Raw genomic sequence first — 19,049 nt, forward strand, 5'->3', positions numbered from 1 at the left:
CGCTCGCCACGAATCGTCACGCGTTCGCCAGCAATCCGCCAAGTCTGCGGCCGCCATCGGTGGCGCACTCGAACACCCGGTGGGAGGAGAGACCATGACGACCGACGAAACATACCTGCTCGGCTCGGACGACGAGGAGCTGCGGCGGCTCGAACACCAGGCGGAGATACTCGCTCCCGCCACACGCGCCGTGCTGCGGATGGCGGGCATCGAACCCGGAATGCGGGTCCTCGACCTGGGAACGGGCGCGGGCGATGTCGCCTTCGAGGTCGCGAGCCTCGTGGGACCAACGGGATCGGTGATCGGGATCGACCGGTCGGCCGACGCGCTGCGCTGGGCGGCGCGGCGCACGGAGGCACGCGGCTGCACCAACGTGTCGTTCATCCACGACGACCTGCACCATGTGCGGATCACCGAGCAGGTCGACGCCGTGGTGGGGCGGCTCGTCCTGCTCTACACCCCCGACCCCGCCGAGGTGCTGCGCCGCTTCGCCATGCTCGTCCGGCCCGGGGGCGTCGTCGCCGCGCTGGAGTACGAGATGGCGGCGGCAGGCTCGCTGCCGGCCACGGAGTTCGGGGACCGGATCCGCTGGTGGATCAGCGAGGCGTTCCGCCGGTCCGGTTTGGACCCCATTCTGGGCGCCCGGCTCGGCGCGGTGTTCGGCGCCGCGGGCCTGTCGCCGACGGTGGTGGGGCTGCAGAGCTACCGCGCCCCGGGCGATCCCGAGGGTCCCCGGATGGCCGCCGGCATCCTGCGAACGTTGCTGCCCGTCATCGAGCGGACCGGGATCGCGACCGCCGACGAGATCGGCATCGACACGCTCGAGCAGCGCCTCGCCCAGCACCTGTCCGAGCAAGGCCTGATCTTCAAGCCGCCCACGCTGGTGGGCGCCTGGTCCCGCACCGCGCCGCTGCCCGGCGCGGTGTGAGCAACGAAAGGAATCGTCATGTCGATTGATCAAGCGAAACTGGACGAGTTCGTGGGCCGGTTCGCCGGTGACCTTGGCGCGGTCCTGCACGCCGCGACCGTGCTCGTCGGCGACAAGCTCGGCCTGTACCGGGCGATGGCGGACTCCCGGCCGGTCACCGCCGCGGAACTGGCGGAGCGCACCGGCTGCGACGAGCGGTACCTGCGCGAGTGGCTCTCGGCCCAGGCCGCGAGCGGCTACGCCGAGTACGACGCCGACACCGGAACCTTCCGGCTCACCGAGGAGCAGGCCTTCGCCCTGAGCAGGGAGAACAACCCCGTCTTCGCACCGGGCGGGCTGCAGATCGCCGCGTCCACCATCAAGGACGTGGACAGGCTCGCCGAGGCCATCCGCACCGGCACCGGCATGGAGTGGGGAGCACACGACCCGGACCTTTTCGCGGGCACCGACCGGTTCTTCAAGCCGAACTACATCGCCAACCTGCTGGACTCGTGGCTGCCCGCCCTCGACGGCGTGGTCGCCAAGCTGGAGTCCGGCGCTCACGTCGCCGACGTCGGCTGTGGCTACGGCTCGTCGTCGATCCTGCTGGCGCAGGCCTACTCGCGGACGCGCGTGGCGGGCTCGGACTACCACGCACCGTCGATCGAGGCGGCCAGGAAGGCCGCGGCGGACGCCGGAGTGGCCGAACGCTGCACGTTCGAGGTGGCCTCGGCCAAGGACTACTCCGGCCGAGGGTACGACCTCGTGACGTTCTTCGACTGCCTGCACGACATGGGCGACCCGGTCGGGGCGGCGGCGCACGTGCTCACGACGCTGGACGGCGACGGGACGTGGATGATCGTCGAGCCGAACGCGGGCGACCGACTCGAGGACAACCTCAACCCGGTCGGACGGATCTTCTACTCGGCCTCCACGCTCATCTGCGTACCGGCGTCCCGTAGCCAGGAGGTCGGTCTCGCGCTCGGTGCCCAGGCCGGTGAGGCGCGCATCCGGGAGGTCGTGGAACGCGCGGGCTTCACCCGCTTCCGCCGTGCCGCCGAAACCCCGTTCAACCTCGTGTACGAGGCGCGCCCGTAACGACCCGTGCTCGCGCGGCGGCTGGTGTCACCGTCACAATGGTGACGTGCATGTGTTCGTGAGCGGCCGGGTGTCGCTGGATCTGGCCGGGACGCTGAAGTGGCGCCGCGGTGAGCCGGAGGAGCTGCTGCCCGACGGCCCCAGCGTGGCAGGCTGGGTGACGCAGGCCGGGCTGCTGAGCCTGCCGCCGGAGGTGAGCGACGAGGCGGCCGGGCGGGCGCGCCGGCTGCGTGAGCTGGTGTACACGGCCGTGCGGCTCGATGAACCGAGGCGCGTGGCGACCGCGGAGCTGCAAGCGTTTGCCGACCTGCCGCCGGTGCGCTCGGTGCTCACCGCCGACGGCAGGCTGGAACGTCATGGCGACCTGGCCGCCGCGCTCTCGACGGTGGCGCGCGACGCGATCGAGCTGATCGGCTCGCCCGAGCTCGAGCGGGTCCGCGAGTGCGGGCGGCCGGAGTGCACCCGGCTGTTCGTCGACAACTCACGCGGCAAACCACGTCGCTGGTGCGGTATGGCCGAGTGCGGCAACCGCGTGAAGGCCGCCAACTACCGGCGCAGGCAGCGCCTGGACCAGGGCGGCTCAGCGCAGCGCGGCTAGCCTGGCCAGGATCTCCTCCACCAGCGCCGCGCTCGTCGCCATGTTCAACCGCAGGTACCGGTGGCCGTCCGCGCCGAACGGGGAACCGCCGTCCAGCAGCACCCTGGCGCGGGCGAGCACCTCGGCGACCGGGTCGGCACCGGACACACCCAGGTGCTCCGCGCGGAACCAGTACAGGTAGCCGGCCTCCGGAGCGGGATCCGCGGCGGCGCCTGCCCACGCCGCGAGCGCCCGCGCGACCCGGCGCCGGTTGCGGTCGAGCACGCGGGCCAGGCGTGCCTGCCAGTCGGCGCCGTCCCGCCACGCCGCCAGTGTGCCGATGACACCGAGCGTCGACACCGTGCCGTAGAGGTCGGGCGGCTGGGCGTCGCGCAGGGCCAGGAGGCGTCGCGGGCCGAAGTGCGCGACCGAGCACCGCAGACCGGCGAGGTTGAACGCCTTGGTGGCCGCGGTGAGCGTGACGGTGCGGGCCGCGGTGTCGGCGTCGAGCGAGGCGAACGGCACGTGCTCGTGCGGCGCGTGCGTGAGCTCGGCGTGGATCTCGTCGCTGATCACCAGCAGGTCGTGCCGCCGCGCGATCGCGGCGATCTCGGCGAGTTCGTCACGCGTGAGCACCCGCCCGGTCGGGTTGTGTGGATTGACCAGCAGCAGCACGCGGCAGCCGTGCTCGGCGACAGCGCCGGCGAGGCCGGCGAGGTCGGGCACCCATCCTCCGGAAGTCCGCAGCCACGGCGAGTCGATCCTGCGCCTGCCCATCGTGGTGATGCTGGCCAGGAACGGCGGGTAGTTCGGGGTCTGCACGGCGACGGCGTCGCCGGGGGCCGTGGCGAGGTGCAGCACCAGTTGCAGGCCCTGGATGAGGTCGGTGTGCTCACGCACGTCCCCGGCGCTGATCTCCCAGCCGTAGCGGGTGCGCATCCGTTCGGCGAAGGCCGCGCGGAGCGGGTTGCCGTCCGGCCATTGTGGATAGCCGAGTGCGCCGTTGCGAACGGCGTGCCCGATGGCGTCCGACACCACCGGTGGCACGGGAAAGTCCATGTCGGCGACCCAGGCGGGCAGCACGTCCCCGCTGACACGTCCCCATTTGACGCCGTAACCGGCCCGCAGGTCCGCTACCCGCAGCTCGTCGAAGAGCGGGTCGGTGAGCGTGTCCTCGACCGTCACCGGGACCGCTCCGCCCGCAGGACGTCGCGGGTGAGCTCGACCTGGCCGTTGTGCTGCGCCAGCTCCTCCAGCACGTGCAGCAGCACGCCCGCACACGTCAGCGGCCGGTCCGGACCCTGATAGTCGGGCGAGGGCGGGTTCGCCGGCGCGGCGTCGAGACCGGCCCCGGCCAGATCCGCCCGGATGCGGTCCGACACCTCCGCGACCTGCCGGCGCAGACCGTCGAGGGTGCCGGTGGCCTGGAACTCGGCGGCCCGGTCGCGTGCCGACGGCCTGCCCGCGAGGACGTGCCCGATCCAGTACTCGGCGACCTCGGCGCAGTGGTACACGATCGCGTAGGGGCTGTTCGCTCCGGCGAGCGGGGGTCTGTCGTTGATCCGCTCGTCACCGAGGGTGCCCAGAGCCGCCAGCATCCCGTCGAACGCGCGGGTGACGAAGTACAGGTACTCGTCGGCCTCCAGCCGCGCGCCGGTGCGCGGAACGTCGACGGTCATGGACGCCTCCTCATCTGTCACCATCTAAACGGTGACAGAATTCTGGGCGCCCCAACCGTCACTGTCAAGACGGTGACGTCGGCGAGCTCCGACCCCGGTCAGGCGGTGCGGAGTTCGTGTTCCAGCGTTTCCAGTTCGGCGCCTCCTGCCATCTGGCGGGTCAGCTCGGCGAGGTCGATCTCCGACTTCTCGTAGCTGCCCAGCGGAGCACCACGCTTGAGCAGCAGGAACCGGTCACCGACCGGATAGGCGTGGTGCGGGTTGTGCGTGATGAGCACGACGCCGAGCCCCCGGTCGCGAGCCTGGGCGACGTGCCGCAGCACGATGCCCGCCTGCTTGACGCCGAGCGCCGCCGTCGGCTCGTCCAGGATCAGCACCTTCGCGCCGAAGTGCACGGCCCGCGCGATGGCCACGCACTGCCGCTCGCCACCGGACAGCGTGCCCACCGGCTGCTCCACGTCGCGCAGGTCGATGCCCATCCCGGCCAGCGCCTCCTTGGTCACCGCCTTGCCCTTCCTGCGGTCGAGGAACCGCAGCGGGCCCACCCTGATGGTCGGCTCCGAGCCGAGGAAGAAGTTGCGCCACACGCTCATCAGCGGCACCACCGCCAGGTCCTGGTACACGGTGGCGATGCCGCGGTCGAGGGCGTCGCGGGGCGAGGCGAACCGCACCGGCTCGCCGTTGACCCGGAACTCACCCCGATCGTGCTGGTGCACCCCGGCGAGGATCTTGATCAGCGTGGACTTGCCCGCGCCGTTGTCGCCGAGCACGCACGTCACCTCGCCTGCCCTGACCACAGTGGACACATCGCGCAACGCGATGACACTGCCGTAGGACTTGCCGACGTCGGTGACCTCGATCAGCGGGGTCGTCGCCTCGGTCATCGTCGCACCCTCTCCGCTCGCCGCCGGAACACGTTGTTGACGAGCACGGCCGCCAGCAGCATCACGCCGAGGAACAGCATGAACCAGTCGCTGTCCCAGCCCGCGTAGACGATGCCCTGCCGCGCCATCCCGAAGATCAGCGCGCCGATGGCGGCCCCGATCGCGGAACCGAACCCGCCGGTCAGCAGGCAGCCGCCCACCACGGCGGCCGTGATGAACTGCAGTTCCAGCCCGATGCCCTGGTTGGCCTGCACGCTGGCGTAGCGCAGGATGTTGATCGAGCCGACCAGCCAGCCCGCGAACGCCGTGGTCATGAACAGCAGGATCTTCGTGCGCACGAGCGGAACGCCCACGGCCCGCGCGCTGGTCGGGGCGCCGCCGACGGCGAAGATCCAGTTGCCGAACGGCGTGCGCACCAGCACGAGCGCCGCCACCACGGCCGCCAGGATCCACCACAGGATCGACACCTGGAACGACGCCGCGCCCAGGTCCACCCGCGACGCGAACAGCATTCCCGCCGACTCGTAGCCCTCGGCGGAACGCAGGCCCGACACCTGCACCGTGTTGGTCACCAGCCGGGTGACGCCCAGGTTGAGCCCCTGCAGCGCGAGGAACGTGCCGAGCGTGACGATGAAGCTCGGCAGCCCGGTCCGCATCACCAGCCAGCCGTTGAACCCGCCGACGAGCAGCGCGAACACCAGCGAGGCCGCCAGCGCCAGCCACACGTTCCAGCCCGCCTCGGTGGCCAGGATCGCCGTCACCAGTGCGGTGGAGGCGGTCATCACGCCCGTGGACAGGTCGAACTCGCCGCCGATCATGAGCATGGCGACAGCCACCGCCATGATGCCCAGGGTGGAGGCCGTGTCCAGCCACGTCGAGACGCCGCCGGACTGAGGAACTGGTCGGTGACGATCGAGAAGAACGCGAACACCGCGATCGCGCCCAGCAGAGCACCGATCTCCGGGCGCACCACCAGCCGGTCGAACAGCCGCGGCGCGGCCACCCGCTCGTCCGCCGATGGCTTCGCCGTCACCGTCATCGGGTGCCCCGCTCGACGTACTGCCCGATGCGGTCGATGTTGTCCTTCTCGACGAGGTCCGGCCCGGTCAGCACCGGCTTGCCGCCGCCGACCACGTTCGCGTTCTCCCGGTACAGCTTGAGGAACTGCACGGGCAGGTAACCCTGCAGGTACTGCTGCTGGTCGACGGCGAAGAGCATGTCACCGGACTGGATCGCCGCCACGACGTCGGAGTTGAGGTCGAACGTCGCCACCTCGGCCTGCGAGCCCGCCGCCTCGATGGCGCTCACCGCGAGTGCGGCGACCTGGGAGTTCAGCGCCAGCACGGCGTCGATGGACTGGTCGGTCTGCAGCGCACCCCGCAGCCGCGACTCCACGTCGGTGGGGTTGTTGATGTCCACCTGCAGGTTCTGCACCTGGCCGGAGAAGCCGTCGCGGGTGCCTTCGCAACGCTCGTTGAGCCCGATGTTGCCCGCCTCGTGGATGACGCACAGCAGTTTGCGCTTGCCCAGGTCGGCGAACTTCCGGCCGGCCGTCTCGCCCGCGATGCGTTCGGTCTGGCCGACGTGGGTCAGTGCGCCGAACTCCGCGCTGCGGTCCTCGCCCGAGTTGATGGTGATCACCGGGATGTCGGCGTCCACGGCCCGCTTGATCGACGGCCCGAGCGCGTCGGGGTTCGCCATGGACACGACAAGGCCGCCGACCCCCTGCGCGACGGCGTTGTCGATGAGCTTGGCCTGGTTGCCGGGGTCGCCATCGGCGTTGTACTCCACCTGCACGCCGAGGTCCTCACCGGCATCCTCGGCGCCGTTCTTGACCACGTTCCAGAAGGCGTCGCCCGGGGTGCCGTGGGAGATCACCGCGACCCGCAGATCGCCCTGGCCGCCTCCGGCCTGCTGGTCGCCCTCGGCCTCGTCGGACGAGCCGGTGCCCTGCGGCCCGGAGCACGCCGCGAGGGCGAGGGCACCGACGGCGAGGCCCGCCAGCCAGCGGAGCCTGCGGCGGCTCGGCACGGACGTGTGGCGGCCACGGCCGCCGGTCGGTTCGGACTTCATTGTCCCTCCAGGGGTGTGCGAACTAGGCAGCCGGCAACCGGCTGAGAACGTTCTCGAGGTAGGTGAGGCTACGGGCGGTGTCCCGCCTCGGCACGTCATCCGGGCTGGTCTCGGCGAGCGCGGTGTCCTGTTCCAGGACGTACCAGCCGGTGTAGCCCGCGTTGTGCACGGCGCTCACCATCGCCTCCAGGTCGACGTCGCCCTCGCCGAGCGGGACGTAGAGGCCCTGCGCCACCGCGGCGGCGTAGGGCAGCGTGCCTGCCCGGACCTGCTCGGCCAGGTCCGCGCGGACGTCCTTGAGATGCACGTGCCCCACCCGGCCGGGCTGGCTGACGGCGAGTGCCACCGGGTCGGCGCCACCGACGAGCAGGTGACCGGTGTCCAGGCAGAGTGGCAGGTCGGAGTCGGCGAGAAACCGCTCCACCTCGTCCTGCCGCTCGACGTGCGTGCCGACGTGCGGATGCAGCACAGTGGACAGTCCGTGCCGCGCGGCGACGTCCCGGATCCGCGCCGCCGTCTCGACCAGCGTCGCCCACTGGGCGTCGTCCAGTGCGGGGCGGGCGTCGTAGCCGTCGAGCCCGGTGGCCGCGGCGAGCACGAGCACCTCCCCACCGCAGGCGGCGAACAGCGCCGCCGACTCCTCCGCCACGGCGACGGCGTGCTCGGTGTCCTCGTGCAGGGCAACGGCCAGGAACCCACCCACGAGGCCAAGGCCGTGCTCGCCGAGCAGATGCCGCAGCCGTTCCGGCTCGCGCGGCAGGTATCCCGGCGGGCCCAGCTCGGTCGCGGTCAGACCGAGCTCGGCCATCTCCCGCAGCACGGTGGGCGCGGCGAGCATGCGACCCCAGCCGGGTACCTCGCAGACACCCCACGAGATCGGCGCGCCGGCTACCCGGAACTCTGACGGCAGTGTCATCCGCTGGTCTCCACGCTCGGCTCGGGCGCTCCACCATTGGAGCGCTCTATTGGTTGGAGCGCGACAATGGTGTAGCGTCCGGAACGGCACTGTCAAGGGGGTGCCGTCTCGATCTGCTTTCCGGAGGCCGTGTTGCCGCGACCCACCATGGAGGATGTCGCCGTCCGCGCGGGCGTGTCCCGCGCCCTGGTCTCGCTCGTCTTCAAAGACTCACCGAAGGTCAGCGAGCAGCGCAGGGCCGCCGTGCTGGCCGCGGCCGAGGAACTCGGCTATCAGCCGCACGTCATGGCCAGGGCGCTGGCGAGCCGCACCTCCACCGTCCTCGGCGTGCTGGTGTCCGACCTGCGCAACGCCTTCTTCGCCGAGGTGATCGAGGGCCTGGACAGCGCCGCGAGGGAGGCCGGTTTCGAGCTCGTGCTCAACACCGGCTCGCGCAGCCCCAGCCGGGAGAAGGCGGCCCTGCACAGCCTGCTGTCCTTCCATCCGGCAGGCGTCGTCCTGCTCTCCCCCGTCTTGCCGGCCGCCACCATCGAGCAGGCCGCACGGAAGTGCCCTACGGTGCTCGTCTCCCGCAGCTCGAGACTGTCCACTGTGGATACCGTGAACGACGACGGCGTCGCGGGCGCGCGGCTGGCCGTCGAGCACCTCGTCGCGCTGGGCCACCGGCGCATCGCCCACCTGGACGGCGGTTCGGCGACCACGGCGGCGGCTCGTCGCCGCGGCTACCGGCAGGCGATGCAGGCGCACGGGCTCACGCCGCTCGTGGTGGCCAGCGAGCACACCGACACCGCGGGCGAGAAGTCCGTGCACCAGCTGCTCGGCTCGACCCGGCGTGAGCAGTGGCCGACCGCGCTGGTGGCCGGCAACGACTTCAACGCCTTCGGCGCCATGTCGGCACTGGAGGAGGAGGGGCTGCGCATCCCGGAGGACATCTCGGTGGTCGGCTACGACAACACGTCGCTGGCCGCGCTCAAGCGCGTCTCGCTGACCACGGTCGACCAGCCCCGGATGGAGATGGGCAGGCTCGCCGTCGAGGCGCTGCTCGAACGCGTGCGCGGCGAACGGTCGGCACCGGCACGGCACCTGCTGCACCCCTCGCTTGTCGTGCGCGGCACCACGAGCCCGCCCGCGTCCTGATTCCTTCCCGGCGACAACGACGTTCAAGGAGGTAGCGCCCATGCGCGTGGGACTCGCAGGCACCGGCCGGATCGGCACCGCCCACGCCGCGATACTCGGCACGCTCCCCGATGTGGAGTCCGTGCTCGTCGCGGATGTGGACCGGGGCAGGGCCGAGGCCGCGGCGGCCGGGCTCGGCGTGGAGCATGTGCCCGGCATCGACGAGCTGTTCTCGGCGGGGCTCGACGGGCTGGTGATCACCGCGGCCACCGACGCGCACCCGGAGCTGATCGTGCGTGCCGCGGAGGCCGGGATTCCCGTGTTCTGCGAGAAGCCGGTCGCCGCCGACGTCGCGGGAACGCTGCGGGTCATCGAACGGACCAGGACTTGCGGGGTGCCGGTGCAGATCGGCTTCCAGCGGCGGTTCGACCCCGGGCACGCGCGGGCCCGCGAGGCCGTCGCGGCGGGTGAACTGGGCCGGGTGCACACGATCCGCTCCACGACGCTGGACCCCGCTCCCCCGCCCGCGGAGTACATCCCGCGCTCGGGCGGGTTGTTCCGCGACTGCAGCGTGCACGACTTCGACGCGATCCGCTGGGTCACCGGCCGCGAGGTCGTCGAGGTGTACGCGCTGGGCACCAACCGGGGCGAGGCGTTCTTCGCCGAGGCGGGCGACGTGGACACGGCGGCCGCGATGCTGACGCTCGACGACGACACGATCGCACTGGTGTCGGCGACGCGGTACAACGGCGCGGGTTACGACGTGCGGATGGAGCTGTTCGGCTCGCGGGACAGCATCGCCGTGGGCGTGGACGAGCGCACGCCGCTCACCTCGGCGGAGCCCGGTGCCGGCACGCCGAAGGGACCGCCGTACCCGCATTTCATGGACCGCTTCCGCGTGGCCTACGAACGGGAGCTCGCGACGTTCACCGCGGTCGCCGCGGGCCGGGAGCCGAGCCCGTGCACCCCGGAGGACGCGCTGGAGGCGTTCTACGTGGCGGAGGCCTGCGAGATCTCACGCAGGCAGCGGCGCCCGGTGAAGATCGCCGAGGTCCGTTGACCGCCGCGCGTGGCAGGCGTGGCAAACTTGGTGATCGATAGCGTATTCGCTATCATGAGGAGAATGAAGGTGAGCGAGGGCAGGCCCGAGGAAAAGTCACACACGGCAGCGGAATTGGTGGCCGCCGCGCGTGGCAGGCGTGGCATGTCTCAGCGTGACCTCGCGCGGGCGGCCAACGTGCCGCAGTCGACCGTGGCGACGGTCGAGTCGGGCCGGCGGCAGCCGTCGGTGGCCATGCTGGAGCGGTTGCTGGCCGCCGCAGGCTTCCGGCTTCAGACCCGCCTGGCGAACACAGTTCGCCCCTCGCGGTTGCTGGAGCGGTACCACGCCGATGTCGCCGCCATCGTCGTCCGCTATCCGGTCGACCGGGTGTGGGTCTTCGGCTCCGTCGCCCGAGGTGACGACGGCCCTGATTCCGATCTGGACCTTCTCGTCGAGCTGAGGCCGGCTGCTTCGGTCGTCGACATCATCGGGCTCGACGAGGAGCTGTCGGCTGTGCTCGGTTGCCCCGTCGACGTCGTGACCACCACCGAACTCGAATCGAACGATCTGCTCCGGCGTGGGGTCAACCGGCATCGCCATCAGCTCACCCTCGCGGCCTGACATGGACGAGCGTGCTGCCGAACACTTGCTTTATGTCGATGCCACGTTGACCGAGATGGTGGAGCTGGCGGAACGAGGCCGCGCTGCTTACGACACCGACATCGCGGTCGCCCGGGCATGCCAGTACAACGTCATTCGCTTGGCCGCCGACCTCGAGCGCCTTGGCGACACCTGGCTCGCCACCCACCCTGCGGTGCCGTGGCGGCTCATCAAAGGAATGCGCAACCGCGTCGCGCACAACTACTGGACGATAGACGACGACATCGTCTGGGCGGTCGTCGATCAGCATGCGCGTCAGCTTCATCGCGAGCTGGCCCAGGAGATCGCCTCGGCGCGGGCAGTGTTGGAAGCTCGCGACGGATGACAGCCGAAGGTGGAAAGGTGACGCGGCGCGCGGCCCGCTAGCCGGCCTCGCGCAGCGCGCGTCTCACGGGCGCGTGCAGGGCCGTCTCCACGGCCACCAGCACACCGAGCACCACGATGGCCGCCGCCAGAGCGGCCAGCGGCGGCAGGAACACGGCGCCGGGCAACACCGCGAGCAGCACCAGCACGGTCACGGCCCTGGGGACGTTGACGGTGCGGTGCACGAGGCGTTTGAACAGCAGATGCCCGGCCAGGTACAGCGCCAGCCCGCCGAACAGAGCCGGGGCGTAGAACCCCCCGAGTCCCTCGGTGCCGGCGGCGTGGGCGAGCACGCCCTCCAGTCCCAGCGCGGTGAGCACGACACCGGCGATGATCGGGAAGTGGCCGTAGGAATAGGCGTCGATGACCAGCTTGACCCTGGCCTGGCCGTCCAGTTCGAGCAGCCGATGCTCGGCGGCGAGCGACACGAGGTCGAAGTACAGCCACCACAGGCAGACCGCGACGGCCACACCCAGGAACGAGGCAAGCAGCAGCGGCCCGCTGATCGGCTGTTCGGCGGCACCGACACCGATGGCCACCACCGACTCGCCGATGGCAAGGATGAGGAACAGGCCATGCCGCTCGACCCAGTGGCCCGCACTCCGCAACCGCCAGCTCCCGCGCCGGGACGTGAGGTACGTGCCGCCCGCCTCGGCGAGCAACGCGGCGGCGAACAGGGCCGTCTGCGCCCACCCGCCCAGCAGCGCACCCACCAGCAGGAGCGCGGTGCCCGTCAGGGTGGGCACCCAGGTGATCGCGAGCTGGTGCCGCAGCCCGCTGTCGTGTGCCTCGGCCGCCGCGACGGTGTAGACGGCCAGGTGGATGGCGCGGACCAGGAAGTAGGCTCCGACGAACACGACCGGCCCTTCGAGCCCGCCCGGCATGTCGTGCCATGCCTCGGGAATCGTCAGCGAGACGACGAACATGGCGGCCATCGCGATGGCCATCCCGGCGCGGAGCAGCCCCTCGTCGGCGCGCGCCTGGTTGCCCAGCCAGGTGTATCCGGCCCACGTCCACCACAGCAGCGCGAGCATGAGCAGCCCCTGCACGATGCCGTGCAGGCTGTGCTCGTGGGCCAGGTGCCCGGTGACCTGGGTGATGGCGAAGACGTAGACCAGATCGAAGAACAGCTCGAACGTCGTCACCCGATGGCCCTCGCCGGTGGGCCGTGTCCTGCCCCACGCCCGGCGCACGTCGTCCACGTCAGCCATCGCCACCACTCCCGCCGCCACGTGTCGCGATGGAGAGGAGCAAAGCACAGAACCGCGGGCTTGTCCCCGCCTTTTCGCGCGGCGGGCTACGGGTCGCGGAACGTGGCCGCGGTCCGGCCGGCCAGCGGCAGCGCGGGCAGGCCGAGCTTGCGGTGGTCCCACGAGCGCGTCCGCAGCGGGTCGATCCGCACGACGACCCGCTTGTGCATCATCATCTCGACCACCGGGCGCGCCGCCTCGTCGTACTCACCGGTGTAGCGCTCGTGCACGTTCACGGCGGCCCGCCAGTACTCGTCGCTGCCGTTGTCGTCGATGATCGTCGCCCTGCCGTCGATGGCGACGCCGCGCAGCTGGTCGTAGGTGTCGCCCGCCTCGACGAGCACGGTGCAGGCCGGATTGCGCCGGAGATTGACCGCCTTCTGCGACTTCGCCTTCGTCTCCACGTACAGCGCGCCGTCCAGGTAGGCGTACCACATGGCCGCCAGGTGCGGCGTTCCGTCGCGGCCCACGGTGCCGAGCACCGCCGTGCGGCTGCGGTCGAGCAGCGCGTCGACCTCGGCGTCGGTCATGGTGATCTGTGCCCGCTGGTTGACTCCCACACGGCCAGACTAGAACACGTTCTCGTTTTCGCGCCAGAGCTCCGACTCAGGCCCGGACGGACTCCGCGGCCGGATCGAGGAACTCGGCGAGGACGGCCAGGTGCGTCGCCCGCGCCTCGGCGTGCCGCCTGCGGCCCTCGTCGGTGATCTTGACGAACACGCCGCGCCGGTCGGACTCGCACAGCGCGCGCACGACGAGCCCGGCGCGCTCGAGCCTGGCCACCGTGCGGGACAGGGCACTCTGACTGAGGTACATGCCCGCGGACAGGTCCTGCATGCGGCACGAGTCACAGTCCCGCTCGACGAGCCGGTCGAGCGCCTCGTACTCACTCATGCTCAGCTCGTGTGCCTCGTGCAGGTCCCGATCGAGACGGCACGCGATCTCGTTGTAGCTGGTCAGCAACCCCCGCCACCGCTCGATCAGGCTCGACTCCGAACGCATGGCGGCCATCCTAGCATGCAGTCGCATCTTATGCGAACACATTAAATGCTTGAACATTTTATGTTTGCGCATCGTATGCGCGTGCATGTAACTTCCTGGCTCGTGGCACTCACCGATATCTCCACTCCACCCGGCGGGCTCACCGCCGGCACTCGACAGCAGGCAGGCCCCGCCCACGGGGCGCAGCGCTGGACACCCCGGCTGTGGGGCGTGCTGGCGGTGCTGTGCATCGTGCTGTTCCTGGACGGCCTCGACGTCTCGATGGTGGGCGTCGCGTTGCCGTCCATCGGCGCCGAACTGGGGCTGTCCACCACTGCGCTGCAGTGGATCGTCAACGGCTACGTCCTCGGCTACGGCGGGCTGCTGCTGCTCGGCGGCCGCACCGCCGACCTGCTCGGCAGGCGCCGGGTCTTCCTGATCGCACTGGCCGTGTTCGCGGCCGCCTCGCTGGTGGGCGGTCTCGTCGACAACGGCGCGCTGCTCATCGTGACGCGCTTCGTCAAGGGACTCGCCGCCGCGTTCACCGCACCCACGGCGATGTCCATCCTCACCACCACGTTCGCGGAGGGACCCGCGCGCAACCGGGCACTGTCGATCTTCACGGTGTTCGGCGCGAGCGGCTACTCCTCCGGCCTCGTCCTCGGCGGCCTGCTCACCAGCGCGGGCTGGCGGTGGACGTTCCTGACCCCGGTCCCGCTCGCGCTCGGCGCGCTGATCGCCGGGCTCGTCCTCATCCCGAAGGACCGGCAACGCGCCGAGGGCGGGCACGACCTGATCGGCGCCGCCACCCTCACCGCGGGCATGCTGCTCGCCGTCTACACCGTCGTGTCGGCACCGGAGCGTGGCTGGCTGCACCCGCTCACGCTTGGCTCGGTCGTGCTCGCGGCGGCGCTGCTGACCGCGTTCGTCGTCACCGAGAACCGGGTCGCGCACCCGCTGATCCGGCTCGGCATCCTGCGCATCGGCAAGGTCGTGCGAGCCAACCTGAGCCTGGTGGCCCTCTTCGGCTCGTACCTCAGCTTCCAGTTCGTCATGACCCTGTACCTGCAGGACGTGCTGGGCTGGTCGCCGCTGCAGATGGCGCTCGCGCTGCTGCCCGCCGGTGTGCTGGTGGCCGTCGGCTCGCCATTCATGGGCAGGCTGATCGACCGCTACGGCACGGCGCGGCTCATCCTCGCGTCGATGCTGTCGCTGAGCCTGGGCTACCTGTGGTTCGTCTTCACCGCGGGAGCCACGCCGGACTACGTGGTCACGGTGCTGCCCACGATGCTGCTGCTCGGCGGGGGCTTCGCGTTCGGCTTCAGCTCGATCATGGCTCAGGCCACCGACGGCATCGACGACTCCGAGCAGGGCCTGGCCTCCGGGCTGGTCCAGACGTCCGGCCAGGTCGGGGCCGCGCTGGTGCTGGCCGTCGTCACCGCGCTCGTGTCGGCCGGGGCGGTGGGCGAAGGTGCCGGGGACTTCAGCCAGTTCGACCCGGGAGTCAACCTGGTGACCTGGATCGCGCTCGCCGGGCTGGTGCTCAACGTCGTGCCGCTGGCGCGCCGGTACCGGGCACTCACCCGCTGAACGCCGGGGGGCCGGGCGGGCACGAGTTGGCCCGCCCGGCCCTGTCCCACAGGACGGCCGACCGGCCAGACTTCCTCTCGGCGGGGACACCGACGAGGGAGGGGGCCGCCGTGCTGCCCGAGTGGCTGACCGAGGAGATCGACGCCGTGCCCGGCCATGATCGCTTCGCCGGCGTCGACGAACTGCACGCCCGGCTGCGCGCGCTCGCGCAGAACCACCCGGATGTGGCGACGCTGGAGACCGCGGGCACATCGCGGCAGGGTGAGCCGCTGCTGTGCCTGGCCATCGAGGACGCGGGCCCGCCCCGGCCCGCGGCGCTCGTGTTCGGCCTCCCCCATCCGAACGAGCCGATCGGCGGGCTGACCGCACTGCACCTGGCCGAGCGCCTGTGCACCGATCCCGCGCTGCGCGCGCGGCTCGGGCACGACTGGCGGATCATCACCTGCATCGACCCCGACGGGCTGCGGCTCAACGAGGGCTGGCTCGCAGGGCCGTTCACCAGGGCGCACTACGCACGGCACTTCTACCGGCCCGCGGCCTCCGACCAGGTGGAGTGGACCTTTCCCCTGGACTACAAGGACGCCCACTTCGACGCCGCCCTTCCCGAGACGCGGGCGCTGATGCGGCTCATCGACGCGCACCGGCCGAGCCTGGTGTGCTCGCTGCACAACGGCGAGCGCGGCGGCGTCTACTACTACCTCAGCCGCGCCGAGCCCGCCCTGCACACGGCGTTGCAGCAGCTGCCGGAGCGGCTGGGGCTTCCGCTGCACCGCGGCGAACCCGAGGTGCCGTATCTGGTGCCGCTGGCCGAGGGGATCTTCCTCGCCTCGTCCATCCGCGACGGGTACGACTACCGTGCGGGGCTCGGCGAGCCGTGGGTGGGCGGCTCCGGCGACAACACCGTCTCCTACGCCAACACCTACGGCGCCCTGACCCTCGTGAGCGAGCTGCCGTACTGGGCGACCCCGGCCTCCGGCGACGGCAGCCCTTCGGGCACCGGCTACGCGGGCGCGCTCGCCCGCCAGGCGTGGGAACTGGCCGAGCTGGGCGAGCTGCTCGACCGCACGCTCGCGTCGGTGGCGGGGTTGCTGCTGGCCCCGGACTCGCCGTACTGGCGGGCGACGCGGTTCTTCGCGACATACCTGGCCTCCACGGCCAGCTGCACGCGCTCCCGCAGCGAGCTGCCGTCGTCGGCGCGCGAGGCCACCGTCGCCGAGGCGGCGACCCTGCGCGCCGACGTGCACAGCTTCCGGCTGCGTTACGCGGGCATCCTGCTGCGCGCGCTCGACGGTGAGCTGGCCGTCGGCAACACGCACGTCGCGGTGCGTGCCGCACGGGCGGCCGTGGCGCAACGCTACGAGGGCTGGCTCGCCGAGGACGCCGAGGATGGCGACTACACGACGATCCCCATCCGGCTACTCGTGGCCAACCAGTACGGGGCCATCCTCGCCGCGGCAAGCCACCTGGCCGCCGACGGCGCATGAGGCGTCGCCCGTCACGCCAGCAGGGGTGCCAGCTGGCCCGCGTGCTCGGTGAGCAGCTCGACCAGCTCCACGTTGGGCCCGGCCACCCGCTCGGCGGGCCCGCTCACCGCGAGGCCGGCGACCAGCGCCCCCGAGGCCACGTCGTGGATCGGCACCGCGAGGCAGCCCCGGTCGGGGTGCAGCTCGCCGCACTGCCGGGCGAGCTGCCGCTGCGCGACGTCGGCCACCTCGCGGGCCAGCCGCGCGGGATCGGTGACGGTGTGCACGGTGAACCGGCGCAGCTCCGGCACCGCGGCCCGCCAGTCCGGCTGGTCGGCCAGCAGCAGCTTGCCCAGCGCCGAGGCGTGCGGGAAACGCGCGAGCACCGCGGCACCGGTCGGCGGGTGATCCGGGTCGGTGTCGATCATCGTGAGCCTGCCGCTGTGGTAGGAGGCCAGGTGCACACCCCAGCGCACCCGCTGGCGCAGCCGCTCCACCACTGCCCTGGCGGCCGCGGGCGGGCGCGCCGCCGCGGGCACCGTCAGCCGCCCTGCCCTGCGCCCGAGGGCGAAACCGCGCAGGTCGGGAAGGCGCACCAGATACCCCTCCGCCACGAGCAGGTTCAGCAGCCGGTAAGTGGTCGCGGGCGGCAGCTTCAGCGCGGCGGAGATCTCCTTGGCCGTCACACCGGGTCCCGCGGCGATCACCTCCTCCAGCACGGCCAGCGCGTTGCGGACCGCCTTCGGCTGGCGGCCGGAGAGCGGGGCGGACTCGGCGGGCGGGCTCATCGGTGCCCGTCGAACAGGTCGGCCGCGGAGGTCTCGTCGTAGATGCCGATGGCCGGCAGCCGGTCGGCCCGCCGCAGGCGCACCCAGGCGAACCACACGAGGCCCGCCGCCGCGAGCAGCGCGAACATCAGCGGATAGCCGTCGCCGGAGCCCGACACCGTGAACGCCACCACGGCGACCAGCAGCACGGGCACGCTGACGGCCGACGCGGCGACCGCGCCCCTCGTCAACTCGCCGATGCGGTGCAGGAACACCGGCGCCGCCACGCACACCAGCAGGTAGGCGATGAGGTAGCCGAACACCGCGACGTTGAGCAGTACCACGAACAGCCGCGTCCACGGCACGCCCGCGGCCAGCAGCACCACCGGCACGAGGGTCGCGACGGGCAACGCCACGAGGATCGCCACGTGTGGCGTGCGGTACCGCGGGTGTGTCGCGCCGAACCGGCGCGGCACGATGCCCTCGCGCCCCATCGACAGCAGCACCCGCACCAGTGCCCCGCCGGTGGCCATCGTGCACGCGAAGAACGACGCGGCGATCCCGACGTCCAGCAGCACCGAAAGCCACGGCATCCGCTGCAGCTGGGCCAGCGTGCTGACCGGCTCCGGCTGGCCCGCGAGCTTGCCCGGCAACCCCTGCAGCCCGATCACCTGCGTGTACGCCGCGACGAGGTAGAGCACACCGCACAAGCCCGCCGTCCACTGCACGGCGCGCGGCACCGTCTGGAACGGCCTGCGTGCCTCGACCCCGAACGACGCCGCCGCCTCGAAGCCGACGAACCCGCCGATGGCGGGCAGCACCCCCGCCGCGATGCCGCCAATCCCCTCGTCCGGCGCGAACGGCGCCGACCCTGCCCACGGCCCGATCCGGGCGAGCAGCAGCCCGAACACCACCAGCAGCAGGGTGATCGCCACGGCCTCGACGACCAGCACCACCTGCGCCGACAGCCGCACACCGCGCAGCACCAGCACCGTCGCGAGCAGACCCAGCAGCAGCACGAGGCCGGCCAGCAACGGCCAGCCGGGCGGTACGCCCACGCGGCGCAGCAGGTCCTGCAGGTAACTGCCCGCGCCAACCAGCGCGGCCATGGCCAGCAGCCCGTAGCCGGTCAGCAGCGCCCACCCGCACATGAACGCGGGCACCGGGCCGAGGCCCTTCGCCGTCAGGCTGTACAGCGAGCCCGCGGCCGCCATGCGCCGGGTGAACTGACCGATGCACAGCCCGATGAGCAGAGCAAGGCAGGTCGCCACGACGAACGACCACAGCACGGCCTGGCCGGCCGTGACCGCCGCGACGGCAGGGGCCGCCGCCATCGCCGCCGACGGCGCCGCACCGGACACCGACTGCGCGAACACCTGCAGCGGGCCGAGGTTGCGCCGGTCGAGCCCGGCCATCGGCGACTCGGCACGCAGCGGCACCGGCAGGGCTCCCGGTGGGTGCGCCATGCGTCTCCTTTCCGACAGGCCGGGCGGTTAGTCGTGGACTGTAACCCCGGGATCACCGATGAGCACCGCCGTGCGCACGTCGAATGAGAATCCCCGGGCCCGCGTTCCCGGGTTGTGAGAATGCGCCCGCGAGTGTTCCCGGCCACGGAGACGGGGGTTTGACCCGCCGCTGACGCGTGGGCAACGGTGCTGGCCAACGCTGCAGCGGTCGGTTCCC

The 19,049-nt window shown here is 71.6% G+C and carries 19 protein-coding genes and 1 pseudogene; 9 read left to right on the plus strand and 11 right to left on the minus strand.

All coding sequences use genetic code 11. The features are described from left to right. The first annotated feature begins 94 nt into the window (after positions 1-94). From BAY60_RS26020 to BAY60_RS26030, 3 genes are read left to right on the plus strand one after another with little or no spacing between them, the layout of a single operon-like run. On the plus strand, positions 95-928 hold the full coding sequence (locus tag BAY60_RS26020) for a class I SAM-dependent methyltransferase (RefSeq protein ID WP_112283827.1): 834 nt from the start codon (positions 95-97) through the stop codon (positions 926-928). Between the two features lie 18 nt (positions 929-946). Next, a complete protein-coding gene (locus BAY60_RS26025; protein WP_112283829.1) occupies positions 947-2,005 on the plus strand; it encodes a class I SAM-dependent methyltransferase in 1,059 nt (352 codons plus the stop codon). 46 nt (positions 2,006-2,051) lie between these two features. Further along, positions 2,052-2,603, plus strand: coding sequence for a CGNR zinc finger domain-containing protein (locus BAY60_RS26030; RefSeq protein WP_170160556.1), 552 nt, complete (start codon positions 2,052-2,054; stop codon positions 2,601-2,603). Here BAY60_RS26030 and BAY60_RS26035 read toward each other — a convergent pair. From BAY60_RS26035 to BAY60_RS26060, 6 genes and pseudogenes are all read right to left on the minus strand, one after another. Beyond that, positions 2,586-3,767 carry a MalY/PatB family protein gene (locus BAY60_RS26035; RefSeq protein ID WP_112283833.1) on the minus strand — a complete coding sequence of 394 codons (1,182 nt, stop codon included), beginning with the start codon at positions 3,765-3,767 and terminating at the stop codon, positions 2,586-2,588. The two genes, BAY60_RS26030 and BAY60_RS26035, sit on opposite strands and share 18 nt — an antisense overlap. Further along, positions 3,764-4,261, minus strand: coding sequence for a mycothiol transferase (locus BAY60_RS26040; protein ID WP_211330472.1), 498 nt, complete (start codon positions 4,259-4,261; stop codon positions 3,764-3,766). The genes BAY60_RS26035 and BAY60_RS26040 overlap by 4 nt, the downstream gene beginning before the upstream one ends. A gap of 98 nt (positions 4,262-4,359) precedes the next feature. Further along, a complete protein-coding gene (locus tag BAY60_RS26045; protein ID WP_112283835.1) occupies positions 4,360-5,145 on the minus strand; it encodes an ATP-binding cassette domain-containing protein in 786 nt (261 codons plus the stop codon). Further along, positions 5,142-6,184, minus strand: a pseudogene (locus BAY60_RS26050) (ABC transporter permease). Before BAY60_RS26050 ends, BAY60_RS26045 begins: the two are co-directional and overlap by 4 nt. Next, positions 6,181-7,218: a sugar ABC transporter substrate-binding protein gene (locus tag BAY60_RS26055; RefSeq protein ID WP_245992817.1), complete on the minus strand. Its 1,038-nt coding sequence runs from the start codon at positions 7,216-7,218 to the stop codon at positions 6,181-6,183. Before BAY60_RS26055 ends, BAY60_RS26050 begins: the two are co-directional and overlap by 4 nt. A gap of 22 nt (positions 7,219-7,240) precedes the next feature. After that, entirely contained in the window at positions 7,241-8,134 is an 894-nt protein-coding gene (locus BAY60_RS26060) for a TIM barrel protein (RefSeq protein ID WP_112283837.1), read from the minus strand. A 132-nt stretch (positions 8,135-8,266) separates the two neighbouring features. Here BAY60_RS26060 and BAY60_RS26065 point away from each other — a divergent pair, with 132 nt between their 5' ends. The 4 genes from BAY60_RS26065 to BAY60_RS26080 all read left to right on the plus strand — a co-directional run bounded on the left by BAY60_RS26065 (position 8,267) and on the right by BAY60_RS26080 (position 11,277). Continuing rightward, on the plus strand, positions 8,267-9,271 hold the full coding sequence (locus BAY60_RS26065) for a LacI family DNA-binding transcriptional regulator (RefSeq protein ID WP_112284618.1): 1,005 nt from the start codon (positions 8,267-8,269) through the stop codon (positions 9,269-9,271). A 40-nt stretch (positions 9,272-9,311) separates the two neighbouring features. Then, positions 9,312-10,310, plus strand: coding sequence for a Gfo/Idh/MocA family protein (locus tag BAY60_RS26070; protein WP_112283839.1), 999 nt, complete (start codon positions 9,312-9,314; stop codon positions 10,308-10,310). A gap of 69 nt (positions 10,311-10,379) precedes the next feature. Next, positions 10,380-10,913, plus strand: coding sequence for a nucleotidyltransferase domain-containing protein (locus tag BAY60_RS26075; RefSeq protein ID WP_245992818.1), 534 nt, complete (start codon positions 10,380-10,382; stop codon positions 10,911-10,913). Position 10,914: 1 nt separating this feature from the next. Then, positions 10,915-11,277, plus strand: coding sequence for a HepT-like ribonuclease domain-containing protein (locus BAY60_RS26080; protein ID WP_112283843.1), 363 nt, complete (start codon positions 10,915-10,917; stop codon positions 11,275-11,277). A gap of 37 nt (positions 11,278-11,314) precedes the next feature. On the opposite strand, the gene BAY60_RS26085 is transcribed toward BAY60_RS26080, so the two are convergent. From BAY60_RS26085 to BAY60_RS26095, 3 genes are all read right to left on the minus strand, one after another. Beyond that, entirely contained in the window at positions 11,315-12,526 is a 1,212-nt protein-coding gene (locus BAY60_RS26085; protein WP_112284619.1) for a low temperature requirement protein A, read from the minus strand. Between the two features lie 86 nt (positions 12,527-12,612). Continuing rightward, entirely contained in the window at positions 12,613-13,125 is a 513-nt protein-coding gene (locus BAY60_RS26090; RefSeq protein WP_112283845.1) for a pyridoxamine 5'-phosphate oxidase family protein, read from the minus strand. Positions 13,126-13,171: 46 nt separating this feature from the next. Continuing rightward, the gene (locus tag BAY60_RS26095) at positions 13,172-13,567 is read right to left on the minus strand and encodes a MarR family winged helix-turn-helix transcriptional regulator (protein ID WP_112284620.1); all 396 of its coding nucleotides are present in this window, start codon (positions 13,565-13,567) and stop codon (positions 13,172-13,174) included. Between the two features lie 210 nt (positions 13,568-13,777). Between BAY60_RS26095 and BAY60_RS26100 the strand changes: the two genes are divergently transcribed. Together BAY60_RS26100 and BAY60_RS26105 are read left to right on the plus strand one after the other, a co-directional pair. Then, positions 13,778-15,136 (plus strand): MFS transporter, encoded by a 1,359-nt coding sequence (locus BAY60_RS26100; RefSeq protein WP_281272769.1) that lies wholly within the window; start codon positions 13,778-13,780, stop codon positions 15,134-15,136. A 110-nt stretch (positions 15,137-15,246) separates the two neighbouring features. Next, on the plus strand, positions 15,247-16,620 hold the full coding sequence (locus BAY60_RS26105) for a M14 family zinc carboxypeptidase (protein WP_112283848.1): 1,374 nt from the start codon (positions 15,247-15,249) through the stop codon (positions 16,618-16,620). Positions 16,621-16,631: 11 nt separating this feature from the next. Here BAY60_RS26105 and BAY60_RS26110 read toward each other — a convergent pair whose 3' ends face one another. Continuing rightward, complete coding sequence (locus BAY60_RS26110; protein WP_112283850.1) at positions 16,632-17,387, minus strand: IclR family transcriptional regulator; 756 nt, start codon at positions 17,385-17,387, stop codon at positions 16,632-16,634. Further along, the gene (locus tag BAY60_RS26115; RefSeq protein WP_112283852.1) at positions 17,384-18,832 is read right to left on the minus strand and encodes an APC family permease; all 1,449 of its coding nucleotides are present in this window, start codon (positions 18,830-18,832) and stop codon (positions 17,384-17,386) included. Before BAY60_RS26115 ends, BAY60_RS26110 begins: the two co-directional genes overlap by 4 nt. Between the last annotated feature and the right edge of the window lie 217 nt (positions 18,833-19,049).

Source organism: Prauserella muralis, assembly GCF_003202285.1.
GTDB lineage: Bacteria > Actinomycetota > Actinomycetes > Mycobacteriales > Pseudonocardiaceae > Prauserella_B > Prauserella_B muralis.